This is a genomic window from Rhodococcus sp. JS3073, from assembly GCF_026810085.1.
Taxonomy (GTDB): Bacteria; Actinomycetota; Actinomycetes; order Mycobacteriales; family Mycobacteriaceae; genus Rhodococcus_F; species Rhodococcus_F wratislaviensis.
In genome coordinates this window covers 2,103,388-2,123,522 of the sequence record NZ_CP113951.1, presented here as the reverse complement: position 1 = coordinate 2,123,522, position 20,135 = coordinate 2,103,388, and the positions used below count along the sequence as shown (strand labels likewise).

Sequence of the window (20,135 nt, the reverse complement as noted above, 5' to 3'; positions counted from 1 at the left end):
CCGTGAGACGTCCGAAGAAGCTCATCGCTGTGCATCCCTCCGACGAGATGTACGGGGCCGACCGGGTCTTCCTGGAATCTCTGACCGAAGTCCCGAGTGGGTGGGACGTGGAGGTGTGGCTGCCGACCGACGTCGACTATCCCGGGAACGAGCTGTCGACTGCGCTGGCCGAGTTGGGGCATACGGTGCGCAGGATGCCTCTTCCCGTGATCCGGCGTTCGTATCTCCGCCTCGGAGCGCTCCCCGGACTGGTCGGCCGTTTCCTTCGCACAGCGGGCGCGGTAGTGCGTGCGCGGCCGTCGAAGATGTACGTCAACACATCGGCACTGGTTCTGATGCTGCCGTTGGCGCGGCTCATCGGTGCAGCGACGGTGCTGCATCTACACGAGTTCCTGGATCGCAGGACAGCGCTCTTCGTCACTCCGTTCATGTCGTGTGCGCAGCGGATCGTGTGCGTGAGCAAGGCCGTCCGCCGTCCGCTGCCCGAAAAGTTCGTCCGCCGATCGGTAGTGGTCTACAACGGTTTCGAGCTGCCCGAACCGACACCGCTCGTTGTCGACGAGCGGCTCGTGTGCTTGGTGGCGAGCAGGTGGAACACGTGGAAGGGGCACGATGTTCTCCTCGACGCGTGGGACGGTCTCGATCGCTCGGACATCGAACTGATCGTCTTGGGGGCGCCGCCCCTGAACGGCGCGTCTGTCGACGTAGTTGATCGCGTGGAAAGACTCGAACGCCCCGACAGCGTGTCGATAGTCGGTCAGACCGACAATGTCCGCAAGTACCTCGACGCGGCACATCTGGTGTTGGTGCCGAGCATCAAGCCGGATCCATTGCCGACCATAGCCATTGAGGCAATGGCTGCTGGACGCGCTGTGATGGCCAGCGACAGTGGCGGTCTGCCCGAGATCATCGGTGAGGACGTGGGGCGTCTCGTACCCACGGGTGATGTGGCGGCGTGGCGGCAGGCGCTCGAGGAGTTTTCGATCGAGGACGCGACGAAACGCGCCAACCAGGCGCGGCGGAGGTTCGAGGCACAGTTCGGCGTGCGCCGATTCCGTGACGAGATCGGCAAGGAGATATGGACATGAGCGCACCGGAAGAGGCGCGCGGTGACGGGTGCACGATCTCCGTCGTGGTCGTGACGTTCAACAGCGCTGCCGTCATCGAACAGTGCCTGTCTGTGCTGGGATCCGATCCCAGGCTGGACATCATTGTCGTCGACAACAATTCGGTCGACGACACGATCGTCAGAGTGTCCGGAGTGTGTCCGAGCGCCCGGGTGATCCGAAGCGAAGAGAACCTCGGATTCGCCGGCGGGGTCAACAGAGGAGTGTCGGAGGCGCGGGGCGAACACGTGCTTCTGCTGAATCCCGATGCCGTTGTCGACGCGGAAAGTGTGTTCGCGCTGAGTCGCACCCTCGATGCGGACGCCAGTATCGGCATTGTCGCCCCGCTGCTCGACAAACCGGGGGAACGGCTCGCGATCAGAGAGTGCGGGAGGCAACCGGACCTGTGGCGCGTTCTGTGCCACTATTCCGGCCTTTCACGACTGGCCGGTTACTCGCCACTCGTCGAGGGACTGTATCTCCTCAAACGGCATTCCTCGGTGGAGCCGAGAGACGTCGACTGGGTGTCCGGTGCTTGCATGCTGGTGCGACGTGACACCTGGATGCGATTGGGCGGACTGAGCCGTCGGTGGTTCATGTACGCGGAAGATATCGAGTTCTGTCTGCGGGTCAAGGAATCGGGCGAGCGGGTCGTCACGGTGCCCTCGGTGACGGGAGTTCATCTGATCGGCGAGAGTTCGACGACGCCGACGGTGTCGCGGGTGCCCAACTCGGCCTGGGTAGTCAACATGTACGACCTGTACAAGTGGCGCCTGTCTCGCACACGATTGCAGAACGTCGCCTGGAAGTGGGCAGTCGCGGGCGGTCTGTTCGCGCGTTCCGCCGCCTACAAACTGCGTGCGGGCCCGGAGTCGGGCCAGGAGAACGACTGGGACGCGGAGTCGGTGAAGTTTCGTGTGTTCGCACAGGACCTTCTGGCGGTCTCGTCCGCTCGGATGACATCCGAGAGCGAGAGCGGGAGTTCCCTGTGACGAGCGGTTCGGATCAGAAGGTGTTGGCGCCGAAACCTTTCAGCGGATCTCGCAGCCGCGACGACGTGGTCACCTTTCTGCTGGTGTGCGCGGTTGTCGCTGCATCGTTTCTCGGTCGCTACTCGTTTGATCTTGCGGGTTTCACCGTGCGGTGGGAGCAAGTGGCGCCCGTGGGGTTCGTGGGCTGGTTGATCGTCAACCCGGGTTCCCGACTCGATTTTCTTCGTACACTGCGGCATCCCGTCGTGCTGACGTTTCTCGCATTCATCGCCTGGAATGCGGCATCGACCGTTCTGTTTTCGCCCAGTCTGGGCAAGAGCGTGGCGATTCTGGGCTGGCTCACCATCGATGTGTTGTTGCTGGCGGGTCTGATGTCGCTCGGCGCCCGCGCGGTGTGGGCCGAGAACATCGGGATCCGATTCGTCGTTCCCTGGGCTTTCGCAGGTTTCGCGATGTATCTCATCGCCAACAGAACCGGGGGTGGCGTGTCATGGGGAACCAATCTCGATTCACTCTACGACGTCTATGTCACCCGGCTGTCTGCCACGGAAGCGAATATCTACGCCGCGATCCTCGTATTCTGGACCTTGTTGCTGGTTGCCCGGAAGGGGACCGACCGGCGTTGGATGATCGCGGCGGCGGTGACCGTGCCGCTGGGACTGATCGCATCCCAGACTCGCACCGCGGTGTTCTGCATGGTGATGGGATTGGCCGTCTACGTTGCCTACGAGCTTGTTCGGCGCCGTCGGAACCCGACTCCGCTGAAAGCATTTACCTTCGGCCCCGCTGCCGTCGTCGTCGGCGTACTCGTCGCCTATGGGGCCACGACCGCACTTCCGGACATCGGCACGCAGCAGCGGCCTCCGTCGAGCCGTCAAGACACCGAGCCCGAAGTGCGGAGCGACACGGCGCGCCCCGCCCAGGACAAGCTGGGGGACATCGACTTCACCGGCGGAACGGTCGGATTCCGTATGGCGGTCGCACGAGAAGCCGCGGAGGACATCCGGGGAGTCCACCTCTGGTTCGGCAACGGCACCAACACCTTCGGCCTTCGCCATGAACAGCCCGGGTCGCCCGGCGTGTCGGGGCACATCATCATGCTTCCGGTCCAGGTCTTGTACGACGCGGGAATTGTCGGCTTGGCGATTCTGAGCGCATTCGGGGTGGTCGTGTGGCGTCACGTGCCGTGGCGGCGTCGGCCGATCGCTGCTGCCCTCGCTGCGACGTTCATCGCGGCAGCGACTCTCACGAGCATGTTCTGGTTCAGCGTCGTGTGGATCATTCTGGCGTCACTGCTTCGTCCATCGTCTCGGGACGAGTGCGAAACAGGTAGGGGAGCAGTCCAGAACGAGGTCGAAGAACACCCGTCCGCACTCGAGACGACAGAAATCGGGGAAAGAATATGAGTAACTCGGTCGCAATCATCGGAACCCGGGGTTATCCCAGCTACTACGGAGGGTTCGAAACCCTGGTGCGGAGGTTGGCGCCGTACTTGGCCGACGAAGGCTGGAACGTCACCGTGTACGGGCGAGCGGGAAGCACGGAGCCGGATGACCCGTTCAGGGACTTCCGCGTCGAGTGCGCGACGACGAGGGGTATCGAGTCCAAATCGCTGAGCACCCTGTCCTACGGCCTCACGTCGTGCCTCGACGCATCCCGGCGTCGCCCCGACGTCGCGCTGGTGATGAACGTGGCGAACGGGTACTGGCTGCCGCTTCTGAAAGCGCGAGGGATTCCGACGGTGGTGAACGTCGACGGAATCGAGTGGGAGCGGGAGAAGTGGGGGAAAGCAGCGAAAGCCGCCTTCCGGACCGGTGCCCGACTCACCGCCCGATTCGGCGACCAACTCGTGTACGACTCCCACGAGATCGAGAGGCGGTGGCGCGACGGGTTCGGCCGCACCGGGGAATTCATCCCGTACGGCGGCACCTTGCCCGACGATCTGGATCCGATCGAGGGATTCCCGCACCGTTCGTATGCGTTGATGGTGGCACGCTTCGTGCCGGAGAACACGGTGGGGGAATTCTTCGATGCGGCGAAAGAGTTGAGCGAACGTTGGGATGTCGTGATCGTCGGTTCCTCCGGCTACGGCGGCGACTTCGATCTCAGGGCCGAGAGTTTGGCCGCGACCAGCGAACGAATCCACTGGTTGGGTCACGTCAGTGACGACGACAAGCTCTTCGCCCTGTGGCAGCACGCCGGCGCCTACTTTCACGGGCACAGCGTCGGCGGTACCAATCCGGCCTTGGTTCAGGCGATGGCGTGTGGATCACCGATCGTCGCGCGGGACACGGTGTACAACCGTGAAGTACTCCAGGATTCCGCGACCTTCGTCGAGCCGGATTCCCGCGAGATCGCGTACGAGATGGATCGGGTGCTTTCGGATCATGCGTTGATGGATGAACTGAGTGTCGCTGCCGAACGGCGTCAGCGGACCCACTACACGTGGGATCAGGTATGCCAGAGCTATTCCAAGGTGTTGTACGGTGCACTGTGATGCGAATGCCCGCGTGCGCGCGTGACGCCCGAGCAGACCTCGCCACGATTCCATGAAGTTGCGGAGAGAACAGTGACACGACCGAACGTGGTAAGTGTCGGCGCATTCGACCGGTTCAATTACGGTGACCTCCTGTTCCCGCTGGTGCTGGACAGCCGTTGGGCGGCACTGACCGACGGCACGCTGTCGCACTATGCGCTGTGGGGCGCACGGGGGACCGGGTGGGGTACCGCTCGCTCCGGCAGCGCGAGGGATCTGCGCAGACGCTTCACGGAGCAACCCCCGACGGGTTGTGTCGTCGCTGGTGGAGAGGTCCTGAGCGCGACGTGGTACGACCTGACCCGGCACTCGGTCCCCAGCGGATTCGACCTCGCTGTGGCCGCTCTCCATCGGTCCGTTCCGCGTAGGCAACTGTCGAGAATCTGCCGGACCCTCGCGGGCGGAATGTGGGACCTGCCGTTGGTCCCCGACCCAGCGACGAGCCGGCAAGTGCCCGTGGTGTACAACGCAGTCGGTGCGACAAGTGTCGATACCCTGTCCGGCGATGATCGGAGCCGAGTTCTCGGTTCACTCCGCGCCAGCAAGTATCTGAGCGTGCGGGACAATTCCAGCGTCGACATCCTGCGCTCTCACGGAATCGACGCGGACTTGTCTCCCGACTCGGCTGCCGTCATCGACAGGCTCTTCCCCGCGACGCCGAAGCGGTCGCGGACGCTGGTCTTCCAGTGCTCGCGACAGTGGCTGCGGGGTCACGAGGACGAGGTCGTCACGCAACTGCGCGCCCTGTCGGAGCGATACGAGATCAGTCTGCTGGCGATCGGTCTCGCAGGGGGTCATTCGGATCTCACCGCTCTGCGGCGCCTGTACCGACAGCTGTCGAGGACGACGAGCCGGGTGCGACTGGTCAAACCGGCGAACGTTCGTGACGTGGCAGCGGAGATCGCGTCGGCGGACTGCTACGTGGGTACGAGCCTGCATGGAAGTATCACAGCGATCGCCTATGGGACGGCCGTGGTCGGTCTGGACCGTATCCCCAAACTGTCTGAATACCTGGCGACGTGGGCCCCCGATTCGGCAGTGCGAGACGTTTCCGCATCGGCGATCGTGGAGAGCGTCTATACGACCGAGCTCTTCGACTCTCGCGATCTGGTCGATGTGGGCAGACGTCTCAGTAAAGCCAGCGCGGCGTCGACCGACAGGATGCTCAGCGCGCTGCTCGAGGCCGGTTGAGGTGAAGGCGCTCGCCGATAGACGACTCGTCGTCCTCGTGGCCGGCCAGTACTCGCCACTGCTCGTTCAATTGGTGACCGGGCCAATTCTGGCGCGTGCTCTCGGGCCCACCGACCGCGGCTACCTCGGAGTCGCCCTGATTCTCGTCGCGGTCATCCCGGTGTTCGCGTCGATCGGAACACCGGCCGCTGCGAGAAGGCTGGTCGCGGAAGGATCTGACGTGGCGGCCGCAAGGGGCGCGGCCGCGAGATCCAACCCGGTGATCTTCGTCGTGACAGTGGTCATGAGTGCTGTGGCCGTCTACATCTGGTTCAGTGGGCTCTCTTCTGTCGAAACAATTGCGATCTTCGTCCTGCTCGCGCTGTCGTATTTCGGCGCAGTGCGAATGACGATCCTTTCCCTGGCTGTGGGCGAGGGCAGTACGAACATCATTGCCAGATATCAGATCGTCGGTGCGTGCCTGTCCGGACTGGGTATCTGCAGCCTGGCAGTTCTCGGCCGGATCGACATCGTCACCGTCTGCATCGTCTACGTCGTGAGTCAGCTCGCGCAGTTCGCGGCCATCTTTCGGTACGGCAGGGGACCTCGTCGCCAGGACCGAAGAATTGATTGGACGTACGCGCTGAAGTCCCTCCCCGGACAGATCTCGGATGTGTTGCTCATCCGCGTGGACCAGCTTCTGTGCTCACTCTTCCTCGGCGGGCATGCCACCGGCGTTTACGTCGTCGCGTTCAGCTATGCGTTCGTAGCCTTTCCCCTGGTTCACTCTGTCGGCTTGCGCATCAGTGGGGGAAAGCGGCGCGACGAACTCTTGACGAACTCTGTTCGGGTTCCCCTGTCGGTCTTGTGCGGGGCCCTGTGCTTCGGCGTCGTGTGGAGTGGTGCCGCCGTCTGGGTGGTGCCCCTGCTGTTCGGGGGAGACTATGCCGAATCGGTCCCTCTGGCGGCGATACTCACCTTCGGGGTCGTTCTCTTCTCCTCGGCGACCGTGAATGTTCAGGCGGCCGTGTCACTGGGGCGGGCGCATCTGATCAGCGTGATCGGTCTTGCCGCAGTGTGCCTGGAGATCGTGGCCGTCATCCTTCTCGGGAACGCCAGGACGGTGACGACGATGGCAGTCGTCGCCGTCCTGGCGTCCGGTGTCTACTACACGCTGTCTCTCCTCGTGCGGCAACGGAGTGTCCTCGGTACGCGGAACAGAGCCTCGTCCGAACCGGATGGAGAGGAATCCGCCGTGCCCGCCTCTCAGAATTGTGAACGGGGATGACCCCGTTCACCCCCCACAGTTCGGTACGCTGACGGTCACTTTCGGATCATCGACGAGCGGCTGGACCGGCACCCGCGCCGCACCCGGTGCGCTGGGCTCGGTCAGTTCGTATCGCAACTCGACGGTCGCGCCCTTCGGGATGGTGACGGGGACCGTGAAGATCGGGTGCCCCAGCTCTTTTCCTTGAATGGCGAACGACTGCTTGCCGTCGATGGTCGCCTTCGTCAGGGTCGCGCCGTTGGTCGACAGCAGCGACACCATCGCGAGGTTGGTGCCGTACGGCAGGGGCTTGTCCTTGAAAGTGCCTGCGACGATGCGCGGAAACTTGGTATCCGGGGTGTTGTTCGTCAGCCGCACGGTGACGGCGGTCGCACGTGTGTGGCCTGTGCAGTCGCCGGCGGTGTAGTCGATCTCGCGGTCGAGGTAGTAGTCGAGCTTGTTGCCGCCGTTGTTGTTGATCACCACCCCGGCGTACGGGGCGGGATCTTCGGGCACCGTGTATCCGAGCGTGGTGCCGGCGAGAACTTCCTGCTCTTCCGGATGCGCACTCCACACCGCGATGCGTCGCTCCCCGGCGGCCCGCCCGACCGCGTCGAGCAGTCGCTGGGGCGATTCGATCTTGCCGGTCATCTTTTCGACGACCTTCCCGGCGATGGTCTGCAGGTATTCCTTGCGGTCGGCGTTGTCGGCGGTGTAATTGGCCTCGTCGGTGATGAATCGGGTGTAGGCGGTTGATTCGGTCAGTTCCACGACGTTGCCGGCATCGACGACCTCCCCATCGGGCAGGGTGACCGGGCCGACGGCGGCCAGGACGTAGCTCAGTGCCACAGGATCCGTCGCGATCGCTCCGTCCACCCGCTCACCCGACTCCTGCGCCCACATCGATTGCCAGATCCGGCCCGCGTAGGGGAAGTGGGAGCTCAGGTTGCTGTTGCGGATGTCGACCGACGGATTGTAGTTGCCGTACATGCTCTTGTAATCGGGGCCGAGATCGAGAGGTCGCTTGTCGTAGGACACTTCGGTGTTCTTGCCGAGCTTCTCGATGCCCAGTTTTCCGTCGCTGGCCCGGATGACGCTGTAACCGCCGACGAGTCCGCCGGTGGCGCGTGCCTCCGCGTTGGTCTGAAACGCGAGAAAATAGCTTCGCGGTCCGTCGAGGCCCAGCATCGCCGGAAGTACTTTGGCGCCGATCGTCGTGTTCTCCAGAAGTTTTGCCACGTCGTCGGTCTGATTCTGTAGCTCGGTCCGCGCATCGTCCACCAGGCCGAGGTATCCCGCGCCTCGAATGCCCTGCGCCTGAGTTGCCAGGTTCCGCGCTGCAGTCGACGTCTCCTGCAGCGCCGGGGCCGCGTCGCGCAGCGGCTGGAGTTGCACGCTGCCGCCTTCGCCGATCAGATCCCGGGGTGACAACGCGACACCGACGTCGACTGCGGGTGTGAGAACGTCACGAGTGAGCCCGACCACGACGTCGGACATCTGTTGCGCCGATTCGAACGGGGCTCCCAGCCCGGGAACGGCCGCCAGGGAACTCCAGGGGACCGAGTGCAGGTTGTCCTGTGCGCCTGCGGCCCGTTCCCTGGCTTCGGCCGCCGCTCGCTGGGCTCCTGCCGTGTCGCCGTCGAGCAGTGAGTCCTTGGCGAGCTGCGCGTTGTCCCGAGCGCCGGTGAGGTTGTGCTGGACCTGCCAGGCCGAGAAGCCGAACCATGCGACCACGGCGAAGGCGGCAATGCCCACACCGGTGAGTACCCGCCGTCGAACGGTCCATCGGCGCGGTTCCATCGGTGCCTCAGCGGATGTCGAACCGTCGCTGTGGGAGTTGTTGGGCGACTTCGCGTCCATTCAGGTCTGCTCCTAGCTATCGAGGATAAGGTTTCTGGTCGCGTAGCTGAACTGCCGGTCGCGGGAGGAATGCGCAGGACGACTGCTGGTCGTGTCATGACGGCGGTTTCCGCTGCCGACTTCCCGTTTCCAGCGCAGTTCGCAGACCTGCGGCACCTGCCGTATCCTCCTCTGTCCGTGTCTGTTTCCGGCTATCAAAGAGTAAGGGTAAGCGCCGTCATGTTCCTGTTCGGTGGTGGCACGGGCACCCGCCCGACGAGCGCTGCGAACGAGCTGGGACTGCGAGTAGGGTCACCGTAACGATTTCTTCTGCAACACCCATACGTATACGGCCCGCATTCGGGCAGTTCGTCAAAGTTGTAGATCGGGGGACAGATAGTGGGCTCGGGGTTCCCGCGCAAGACTGCAGGTGAAGTGGATTCACGTGCGTTCCCGCTCTCGCATGCCCAAAAGGGACTGTGGTTCGCGCAGCAGTTGGAACCGAACGTCCCCATTCTCGTCGCGCAGTATGTCGAGCTTCGCGGGCCTGTGGACGTCGGGGCGTTGAAGTGGGCGTCCGAGCAGGGCTCGTTCGACATCGAGTCACCTGGGGTACGGATCGTCGACTACGCGGGTGAGCCGTACCAGTTGGCCGACGAGACGATCGACGACGAACTCGCCTACGTCGATCTGCGGTCCCGTGAAGATCCGGTGGCGGAGGCGCACCGGTGGATGGACGAGCGGCGACGCCGCCCCATGTCGGTGTACCGGGACCGGCTGATTTCGGCGACATTGCTGCACGTCGGCCGTGACCACTACTTTCTCACCACCTTCGCGCACCACCTGATCCTCGACGGCTACGGCGCCATGGTGCTGATGAATCGCGTAGCCGAGCTCTACACGCACGCAGTCGAGCGCACGGAAGCTCCCGCGTCGAAGGCGCTGCCACTACGCGAACTGTACGAGGCCGAGGATGCGTACCCGCGGTCCCGCCGATTCGAGATCGACCGAGAGTACTGGGCCGAACGAACAGCGAACCTGCCCGAGCCCTCACGTCTGACCGACCGGGGGAGCGCCCCGTCGGCTGTGTCGTTGCTCGCCGGCAAGGTGATGGATCCCGGTGTCGTCGACGACCTGGAAGCGCTCGCTCGAGAGTGGAATTCGTTCGAGGTACCGATCGTGGTCGCGGCGTTCGCCGCATTTCTCGCCCGGATGACGGGCAATTCGGATGTCGTGCTGAGTCTCCCGGTGTCTGCTCGCACCACCGCGGGCGCGCGCCGTTCGGGCGGCAGTGTGGCCAATATCGTTCCGCTCCGGATCGCGGTGGATGCGCACGGGACTACCCACGACCTGGTGCGTCGTGTCCAGTTGGAACTCACCGGTGCGCTGCGACATCAACGCTTCCGGTACGAGGACATCCTCCACGACATGCGGTCGACCTCCCGCGTCGGCCGCGGCTTCGGGCCGATGGTCAACATCATGATGTTCCACACCGAAACGTGGTGGGGTGACGTACTCGGTGAACTGAACGTTCTCACCGCCGGCCCGGTCGACGACCTTGCGGTGGCGATCTATCCGGGTGCCGCCGGTCAGAACGTCCGCGTGGACTTCGAGGGCAACCCGGCGGTGTACGAGCGGAACGAACTGGTGGGACACCACGAGAGATTTCTGGAGTATCTGGGCGGCTTCGTCGGTGCGGACGCCGACGCGGCGGTCGGCAGCCTGCCGCTGCTCACCGACGACGAACTCGAGGCGCTGGCCCCTCTCACCGGCCCTCCCTCGGTGTCTCCGCTCACCCTTCCGGACATGTTCGACCAGACAGCGGATTCCGACACGGTTGCGGTCCGCTGCGGCGATGTCGAGATGACATACCGCGCTCTGCACGAGCGATCGAACCGGCTCGCGCGCAGACTGCTCGCACAGGGTGTGGGTGTCGGCAACCGCGTTGCGTTGATGCTGCCCCGCTCGATCGAACAGGTGGTCGCGGTGTGGGCCGTCGCGCGTTGCGGCGCGGCGTTCGTCCCGGTGGATCCGGGCTACCCGGCCGAACGCATCGCGCACATGATCGACGAATCAGGTGTCACCATCGCTGTCGCAACGGAACCGGAGGTGGTGCCTCCTGGTGTCGAGTGGGTGGATGTGGCCGATGCACCGGGGGACGGCACACCGATCGCCGATGCAGAACTGGCACACCCGATCAGGCTGGACAACGCGGCGTATGTCATCTACACGTCCGGCTCGGTGGGGGCGCCACGCGGTATCACCATGCCTCATCGGGGACTCGCGAATCACGCCGCCGCATTGCGTCGTCTCTACTCCGCAGATTCCCGCTCGCGAGTGCTGATGTGCGCGTCGCCCTCCTATGACGCCTCGATTCACGAGTTGCTGGTCGCGGTCACGGCGGGCGCGACGTTGGTGATCGCGCCGCCGGCGGTGCGCGGAGGGAAAGCGCTGGCCGACCTGCTGCGGCGTGAGCGGATCACCCACTGGACCACCACACCGGCCGTCCCGGCGCAGATGGATCCGGCTGGATTGACCGACCTCGAGGTACTCGCCGTCGCGGGGGAGGTCTGCCCGCCGGACCTGGTGGCGCGGTGGGGCGTCGACCGCACCGTGCTGAACCTGTACGGTCCGACGGAAGTGACTGTGTGGGCCACGGCCACCGAAGCACTCGTCCCCGGTTCCCGCACCACGATCGGGCGACCGATCGAGGGTGTGTCCGCAGTGGTGCTGGACCGTTTCCTGCAGCCGGTGCCGGCCGGAGTGGTGGGCGAGTTGTACCTGTCCGGCCCGGGGGTGGGCCGCGGATACCTGGAGCGGCCGGGTGCGAGCGCGACTCGCTTCGTCGCCAATCCGTTCGCGACCGATCTGCGACGCATGTATCGGACGGGCGATCTCGTCCGGTGGTCGAAGGACCACGAGTTGGAATTCGTGGACCGGGCCGACGATCAGGTGAAGATCCATGGATTCCGGGTCGAACTGGGTGAGATCACCGCGATCCTCGGTCGGCATCCGGGCGTCGACACGGCCATCGCCGTGGCACACGACCGGGACGGCGAGTTGGTGGTCGACGGTTACGTTCACGGCACCGGCCTGGATCCCGACGACGTTCTCGCCGGCGTGGCCGAGCGGCTGCCGGCGTACATGGTGCCCTCTACGGTCACAGTTCTCGATGCGGTACCGCTCACCCCCAGCGGCAAGGTCGATCGATCCGCGTTGCCGATTCCCGCGCCGTACGAACGCGAGTTACGCTATTGGACAAGGCAGCTCAGGGGTCTGCCGCGTTCTCTGCCGTTGCCGGTGGACCACGAAGTCTCGGTGAACTCCGGGGCGCTCACCGGTGCGGTTCCGTTCACCGTGGATCCCGCACTGTGCCGGGATGTGCACCAGCTGGCGGTCCGGCACGACGTCTCGCTCTTCACGGTCGTTCACGCGGCCGTGGCGGTGTTGTTGTCCGTCGTGAGCGGTGAGGACGACCTCGCCGTCGGAGCGGTCCTGTCGGACTGCCCCGACGGACGGGACGGTCACGATTCCGAGCCTCTGGTGCTGCGCAGCAGACTGGATCCACGCCTGACGTTCGAGGAGTTCCTGGTCGAAACCCACCGCGCCGAGCAGGCCGCACGCGCGCACGGTGCGGTCCCGTTCGCGCAGGTGGTCGATGCTGTCGGGCAAGAGCTTTCGCCGGATCGTCACCCGCTCTTCCAGGTGACGCTGTCGGTGGAAGCGGACCCGGAGCGGGAGTTCGACGGCATGGATCTGGTGGTATCGCTGCGCGGTCGGGTCGACGGCCACGGCGACCGGATCGAGGGGGTAATGCGTTACGCAGCAACGTGTTTCGAACGAGAGACCGTGGAACAATGGACGCAGCGGCTGCACCGGCTCTTCGTGGTGGTCGCCGATAACCCCGGTGTTGCGTTGAGTTCGATCGACCTGCTGACCCCGAACGAGCGGGCCGGAGCCATCGGTGGACCGAGGGATTCAACGCACCAGGACATGTCGTTGCCCGAGGTGTTCCAGCGACGAGTGGCCGACCGCCCGGACGCCGCGGCCGTCAGCAGCGGTGGGGAGGTGCTCTCCTATGCCGAGGTCGACCGTCGCTCCGACCGTCTCGCGCGAACGCTGACGGCCTCCGGGATCGGAGAATCGAGCATTGTCGCTGTCGGACTGTCGAATCCGGTCGACACGGTCGTTGCGCACATCGCCGTGCTGCGGGCGGGCGCAACCTGCCTGCCGCTGAGTACCGACCACCCCACCGAACGCATCCGGTACATGCTGGCCGACGTGGTGCCGACACTGCTGCTCCTCAGTCGTGCGGATGCGCGAGCGATCCCGCACGGCGGGTACCCGACCGTGCTACTGGACGATGTCGAGCTGAACAACGATGACGACCGCGACGCCATGGCGTCGGAGTCGGAACCGATTCACCCCGACCGCGTTGCCTATGTGCTCTGCCCTGTGGGCTCGGAGGCGGTCGCGGTGACCCACGCGAATATGCTGGCATGGTCGGGCAACGACTGCGACGCCATCGTGGCGGACATCTGGAATCCCCTCGTCGAGGGTGGGACGGTGGGGCACGATCGACGGGACCGCGAGCCTGCGCAACCGACCGAGCTGAATGCCGGGTCCCGCATCTACGTGCTGGACCGGGCGTTGCGGCCCGTCCCGCCCGGCACGGTCGGGGAACTGTATGTGGGAGGGCAGCAGGTTGCCCGAGGATTCCACCGTCGGCCCGGGGCCACGGCCGAAAGATTCGTGGCAGACCCGTTCGTGCCCGAGGGGACGGAGGGAACTGGGGGAGTGCGGATGTACCGAACCGGGGACCGAGCACGGTATCTCGACGGGCGACTGGAGCGGCTACCGGGGACATCCGGGGACAGCAGCCTCGCCCGGTGGCAGCGGGCGTTGCGCGGCGTCGGGTCGTCGTCGCCGGTGCCGACCGATCGGGTAGTCGGGGGAGCTATTTCCCCGTCGGACTGCGTGCACGAGTTCGCGATCGGCTCCGATCACCACGAGGCGGCCCTGCGGTTGGCGCGCGAGCAGAGCGTGACGCTGTTCACGGTGTTGCGGGCAACTCTCGCAATCCTGCTCGCACGCATCGGCGTTCACCGCGACATCGTCATCGGCGGCAATGCGGGGCTGACGCGAGATCGGGCCCACATGGTGGCGCTGCGGGCCCGCGTCACCCCGGACATGTCGTTCCTCGAAGTCCTCGAGCAGGTCCGCAGCTTCGATGTTGCGGCTTTCCAGGACGCGGACGTGCCGATCGAGGCCCTGGCCGACCTGCTCGGTGGCGAGCGACCGCAGGTGTCGCTCGCCCTCGCGCCGACCTCGGAGCACGGCACCACTCCGACGCCGTTCGATCTTGCGTTCACATACTCGGAACGCTGGTCGGACCACGATCCCGTGGGAGTGGACGGTGTCGTCACCTACACGCCGTCGCTGTTCGACGCCGCGACGGTGCGATCGCTGGCCGAATTGTTCGTGGACGTGCTGGCCGTCGTCACCGACCGCCCCGAGATCGACGTCGGCAGCATCGGCCTCGCTGCCGGCGCAGTCCTCGACGGCGGTGAGCCTTCCGAACCGAGAACCCTTTCCGAGATTCTGACCGGCACTGCCCGCGCCTTCCCGGATGCGCCGGCACTCTCCGACGGTGCCGTGACCCTCACCTACCGTGACCTCGACGCGCGATCCGATGCGCTGGCGCGGGTCCTGATCGACGCAGGCGCGCGGCCGGGTCGCGTGATCGCGCTCGCCCTGCCGCGGTCGGTGGATTTCATGATCGCGCTGTGGGCCATCACCAAGACCGGTGCGGCCTTCGTCCCGGTGGACCCGACCCATCCGGCGGAGCGTCTGGAGAGGGTGCTGACCGAGGCCGACGTGGGTGTCGGCGTCGGGGAAATGTCGGTGGGCGGTTCCCGGATCGCGTGGCTGCCGATCACCGCGGGTGAATATCTGGACGATGTTGCTCCGGTCAATGTTCCGGTGCATCCGGACGAGGTGGCATACATCATCTACACGTCGGGTTCCACCGGCACACCCAAGGGAGTGATGGTGCCCCACCGCGGTGTGTCCTCGCTGACCGAGGAAGCGGTGCGTCGGTATGCGGTCACGTCGGACTCACGGGTGCTCCACGCCTACAACCCCACCTTCGACGCCGCGCTCCTCGAAGCGCTGCTCGCGTTCGGCTCGGGCGCCTGCCTGGTGGTCGCCCCCGCCGAGGTGTATGCGGGACCGGACCTGCACCGAGTGCTCGTGGAACACCAGGTGAGCCACTACCTTTCGACGCCGGCAGTGCTGGCATCCCTGAGCACGGACGGGCTCGACCACATCGACGTCGTCGCGGTTGGCGGGGAAGCTCTGCATCCGGATCTTGCCGCCGCATGGAGCGACGGCAGGCGGATGCTCAATGCGTACGGGCCGACGGAGTCGACCGTCGTCGCGACCCTCGCCGCGGTCGACGGCCACGTGACCATCGGTGGACCGATTTCCGGCACCAGCGGTCGGGTGCTCGACGACCGGTTGCGCCCGGTCCCCGTCGGTGCGATCGGCGAGCTGTATCTGTCCGGTTCCGGGCTGGCGCGCGGCTACGTCGGTGATCCCGGGCGGACCGCGGTGCGATTCGTTGCGGGCGCGGGCGGTACTCGCATGTACCGCACCGGCGACCTGGTGCATCGCCGCGCCGACGACAATCTGCAGTTCATCGCGCGTGTGGACCGGCAGGTGAAGATTCGTGGCGTCCGCATCGAACCGGGGGAGGTCGACGCGGTGATCACCCGGGTCGCCGACGTCGACGGTGCGATCACGGTGGCCCGGCCCAACGCGGCCGGTGCCGACGCGTTGGTGTCGTATGTCGTGCCCCGCGGGTCCCTCGACGTCGAGTTGTTGCGCAAGAGGCTCGAAGACGTGTTGCCGTCGTACCTGGTGCCTGCCGCAGTCGTGGTGCTCGACGCATTTCCTCTCAACCCCTCGGGGAAGATCGACGTGAAGGCGTTGCCGGCGCCGGTACTCGAGTCGAGGGTCTTCCGGGCACCCGTGTCGCCGGTGCAGGACGCCGTCGTCGCCGTCTTCGCCGAGGTGCTCGCGGTGGAACAGGTCGGGCTCGACGACGAATTCTTCGCACTGGGCGGTAACTCGCTGATCGCGACGCAGGCGGCCGCCCGATTGGGTGAGGCGCTGAATGCGCACGTGCCGGTTCGGATGCTGTTCGAGGCGTCGACGGTGGAAGCGCTGGCCGAGCAGGTGTCTTCGGTGGTGGGCACGGGTAACCGCCCGGTCCTGTCGAGGCAGCCTCGACCGGACCGTATTCCCCTGTCTCCGGCGCAGCAACGGATGTGGTTCCTGAGCCGCTTCGACCCGGCATCGCCGGCGTACAACATGCCCCTGGGCGTGCGTTTGACCGGAGACCTGAACGTGCCCGCACTGCAGCAGGCGGTGCACGACGTGCTGGAACGGCACGAATCTCTCCGGACGGTGTTCCCGGAACACGACGGCGAGCCGGTGCAGATCGTGGTGCCCGCGGAAACTGTGGAGTTGGATCTGTCCCCGGCAATCGTCGCCGAAGACGCTGTCGACGCCCACGTCCTCTCGGTCGTCGCACGAGGATTCGACGTCTCGGCATCGGTCCCGATTCGTGGGCGACTTCTGCGGGTGAGTGACAACGACCTGATCCTGGTCGTGGTGGTCCATCACATCAGCGCGGACGGCTTCTCCATGGCACCGCTGGCGCGGGATGTGGCGACGGCGTACCTGGCGCGGGCGAGGGGCGACCGTCCCGGGTGGACACCGCTCGAGGTTCAGTACGCCGATTTCGCGCTGTGGCAGCGCGAGGTACTGGGCGATGAAGATGACCCCGAGTCCCTGGCGGCGACGCAGTTCGACTACTGGACGCGCAGACTCGCGGGTATTCCCGAGTTCCTCGAGCTACCGACCGATCGCCCTCGACCCGCGACGCGCACCAATTCGGGTGCCGTCGTCCCCGTGACCATCGGTGCCGACACGCATCGGCGTCTCGGTGATATTGCACAACAACATAATACGACCCTGTTCATGGTGATGCACGCCGCTCTGGCGGTGTTGCTGGCGCGCGTCACGGGCACGTCGGACATCGTGATCGGCACTCCGGTCGCGGGCCGCGGTGAACGGGTGCTCGACGACGTGGTCGGGATGTTCGTCAATACGCTCGTGCTGCGCACCGAGGTGGATCCCGGCGCCTCCCTTCTCGACGTTCTGGAAGAGGTGCGGGAGACCGATCTCGGGGCGATGGCCCACGCGGAGGTTCCGTTCGAGCGGCTGGTCGAGATTCTGAATCCAGCACGTTCGCAATCATATTCGTCGTTGTTCCAGGTCATGCTCGCGTTTCAGAACCAGGCCGCGGCGGCGCTGGAACTGCCGGGACTGACCATTGCGCCGCTCGAGATCGATGCGCAGGTCACCAAATTCGACCTCGACTTCTCCCTCTCGGACAGCTACGACGAGAACGGTGACCCTGCCGGTGTCTCGGGGACTCTCACCTACTCCACCGAGCTGTTCGATTCGGACACGGCGGATCGGTTCGCATGGGGGTTGGTGCGCGTCGCCGAGGCTTTCGCAACGCAACCGGGTCGTCGCGTCTGCGATCTGTCCCTGCTGACGGACGACGAGACCGTCCAGATGCTGGACACGTGGAATTCGACGGACGTGGAGCTGCGCGCAGCGACACTGGTCGATCTTCTCGATGCCCAGGTGGCCCGCGCCTCGGGTGCTGTTGCCGTCGTCTTCGAGGGCGAGTCGTTGACGTACGGCGAACTGGACCTACGTGTCAACCGCCTGGCGAGGCTGCTCGTCGAGCGCGGAGTAGGACCGGATTCCCTTGTCGCGCTTGCGTTCGAGCGTTCGCCGGACATGATCGTCGGAATGTGCGCCGTCCTCCGGGCCGGTGGCGGCTACGTGCCTCTCGACCCCGACCACCCGGCAGAGCGTATCGAGGACGTGCTGAGCTCCGCCGCGGCGGAGCTGGTGTTGACCACGTCGTGGACCCGGGCGTCCTTGCCTGCCGGTATCGCACACGTCGACATCGACACCGTCGATCTGTCCGGGTTCGGTTCGCACCCGATCTGCGATGCCGACCGGGTGCGCCCGCTGCGGCCGCAGAACACCGCCTACGTTCTCTTCACGTCGGGATCGACGGGACGCCCCAAGGGCGTGACCGTCAGCCACGCCGCAATCGTGAATCAGCTTCGCTGGCTCGCCGAGGAGTACGAGGTCACCGCCGACGACCGCGGAGTGCTCAAGGCTCCGTACACATTCGATGTGTCGGTGTGGGAGGTCTTCCTGCCCCTGATCGTGGGTGCCCAACTGGTGGTGACGCGGCCCGGCGGGCATCGCGACCTCGACTATCTGGCGACCGTCATCCGCGAGCACCGGATCACCATGATGCATTTCGTGCCGTCGGTACTGGCCGCGTTCCTCGCGATGGGTGAGGGGGAGGCCCTGTCCTCGCTACGACACCTCTATGTGGGCGGCGAGGAGATGTCGTCCGAGCTCGCGGAGGACGTGATCGCGCTCCGTCCGAGCGCATTCCACAATACGTATGGTCCCACCGAGGCGGCGATCAGCACGACAGCCTTCCGGCTGGGCAAATCCGTGGATACGCGCGTGCCGATCGGTGCGCCGGTGTGGAACACCCGGGCCTACGTGCTGGACGCACGGCTGAATCCGGTTCCCGTGGGTGTGGCCGGAGAGCTCTATCTCGGCGGCGACCAACTCGCCCGCGGCTATGTGGGACGCAGCGAGCTCACCGCGGAACGATTCGTGTCCGACCCGTTCGGCCGGCACGGGGAACGCCTTTACCGCACAGGTGATCTCGTCAAGTGGACCCGAACGGGTCAGCTGGTGTATCTGGGCCGAACCGACCTCCAGGTCAAGCTGCGTGGCCTGCGAATCGAACTGCGGGAGATCGAGTCGGTGTTGGAGGCGGCGGCGGGGGTGTCCCAAGCCGCGGTGGCGCTGATCTCGGACGAGCGTGGAGGCGACCGGCTCGTCGGTTACGTCGCGGCCGAGCGCGGCCGGGGTATCGATACTCACGATCTGACGGCGTCTGCTCGAGAACGGCTACCCGCCTACATGGTGCCGTCGCAGATCATGATTCTGGACGAGCTGCCCTTGGCGTCGGCCGGGAAGCTCGACAGGCGTGCGCTTCCGACGCCGCGGTTCGAACCACGGGCGTTCCGCGCCCCGGTGACGGACACCGAGGTTGCGGTGGCCACCGCGTTCGCGGAGCTGCTGGGTGTCGAGAGGGTGGGTGCGGACGACAACTTCTTCGAACTGGGTGGCACCTCTCTGATGGCGGTGCGTGTGGTGAGTGCCCTCGAGGCGTCCACGGGTGTGGCGGTTCCGCTGCAGATGGTGATGACGGATCCGACCCCGAGTTCGATCGCGGAACGGCTGAGTTCGGCCGATCGACAACGTGACGGGGCGCTTGACGTGCTTTTCCCCATCAGGACGGCAGGGGAGGGGCGGCCGCTGTTCTGCATCCACCCGATCGTGGGGCTCGCCTGGTGCTACACGGGTCTGACGTCCAGGATCGATCCCGATCGGCCGATCTACGGCCTTCAGTCGCCGTCGGTTACCGGCGACGCCACGCTGCCGGCGTCGATCGACGGCCTGGCCGCGCGGTACGTGGAGGAGATCCGCAGGATCCAGACTCGCGGGCCGTACGAACTGCTGGGTTGGTCGCTCGGCGGAGTCCTCGCGCATGCGGTCGCGGTGCAACTCCAGGTAGCGGGTGCAGAGGTCGCGACCCTCGTGATGCTCGACAGCTACGCGCATCAACCGGATCCGAGGGACACCGAGATGCCGGTGAGCGTGAGCGACCTGCTGGCGGGAATCGGCGTCGAGGGGGACGTGCCGGCGGCCGTCGCGGACATGACACCCGAATCGGCGGTGGACCTACTGGCGGTGACGGGCAGCCCCACGGCCGTTCTCAGCCGCGACCAACTCCACAGGCTGATCGAGAGTGCTGCACACAACTGCGCGCTGCTCGATCGCCACACCCCCGGTGTCTTCCGGGGCGACGTCGCGTTCTTCACCGCCGGGCGCGACGATCCCTCGGGTTCGGCGGCGGCAGTGAGTTGGGAGCCCTATGTGGCGGGCGCCGTCCGGAACCGCCTCGTCGACAGTGCGCACTGGCACATGACGTCACCGCGCGTGCTGCGCGTGGTGGGGGCGGCATTGAGAGGCGAATAGCC

8 protein-coding genes are annotated in these 20,135 nt (G+C 65.7%); 7 read left to right on the top strand and 1 reads right to left on the bottom strand.

The features are described 5' to 3' along the window. Window positions 1-2 precede the first annotated feature (2 nt). The 6 genes from OYT95_RS09670 to OYT95_RS09645 all read left to right on the top strand — a co-directional run bounded on the left by OYT95_RS09670 (window position 3) and on the right by OYT95_RS09645 (window position 7,092). The gene (locus OYT95_RS09670) at window positions 3-1,088 is read left to right on the top strand and encodes a glycosyltransferase family 4 protein (protein ID WP_268791306.1); all 1,086 of its coding nucleotides are present in this window, start codon (window positions 3-5) and stop codon (window positions 1,086-1,088) included. Further along, the gene (locus OYT95_RS09665; protein ID WP_268791305.1) at window positions 1,085-2,098 is read left to right on the top strand and encodes a glycosyltransferase family 2 protein; all 1,014 of its coding nucleotides are present in this window, start codon (window positions 1,085-1,087) and stop codon (window positions 2,096-2,098) included. The genes OYT95_RS09670 and OYT95_RS09665 overlap by 4 nt, the downstream gene beginning before the upstream one ends. After that, window positions 2,095-3,504: an O-antigen ligase family protein gene (locus OYT95_RS09660; protein WP_268791304.1), complete on the top strand. Its 1,410-nt coding sequence runs from the start codon at window positions 2,095-2,097 to the stop codon at window positions 3,502-3,504. The genes OYT95_RS09665 and OYT95_RS09660 overlap by 4 nt, the downstream gene beginning before the upstream one ends. Continuing rightward, a complete protein-coding gene (locus OYT95_RS09655) occupies window positions 3,501-4,595 on the top strand; it encodes a DUF1972 domain-containing protein (protein WP_268791303.1) in 1,095 nt (364 codons plus the stop codon). Before OYT95_RS09660 ends, OYT95_RS09655 begins: the two co-directional genes overlap by 4 nt. A 72-nt stretch (window positions 4,596-4,667) precedes the next feature. Then, entirely contained in the window at window positions 4,668-5,825 is a 1,158-nt protein-coding gene (locus OYT95_RS09650) for a polysaccharide pyruvyl transferase family protein (RefSeq protein ID WP_268791302.1), read from the top strand. A gap of 1 nt (window position 5,826) precedes the next feature. Further along, window positions 5,827-7,092 carry a lipopolysaccharide biosynthesis protein gene (locus tag OYT95_RS09645; protein WP_268791301.1) on the top strand — a complete coding sequence of 422 codons (1,266 nt, stop codon included), beginning with the start codon at window positions 5,827-5,829 and terminating at the stop codon, window positions 7,090-7,092. A 6-nt stretch (window positions 7,093-7,098) separates the two neighbouring features. On the opposite strand, the gene OYT95_RS09640 is transcribed toward OYT95_RS09645, so the two are convergent. Continuing rightward, complete coding sequence (locus OYT95_RS09640; RefSeq protein ID WP_268791300.1) at window positions 7,099-8,931, bottom strand: DUF4012 domain-containing protein; 1,833 nt, start codon at window positions 8,929-8,931, stop codon at window positions 7,099-7,101. 414 nt (window positions 8,932-9,345) lie between these two features. On the opposite strand from OYT95_RS09640, the gene OYT95_RS09635 reads away from it, so the two are divergent. Further along, complete coding sequence (locus OYT95_RS09635) at window positions 9,346-20,133, top strand: non-ribosomal peptide synthetase (RefSeq protein ID WP_268791299.1); 10,788 nt, start codon at window positions 9,346-9,348, stop codon at window positions 20,131-20,133. Window positions 20,134-20,135: the final 2 nt, after the last annotated feature.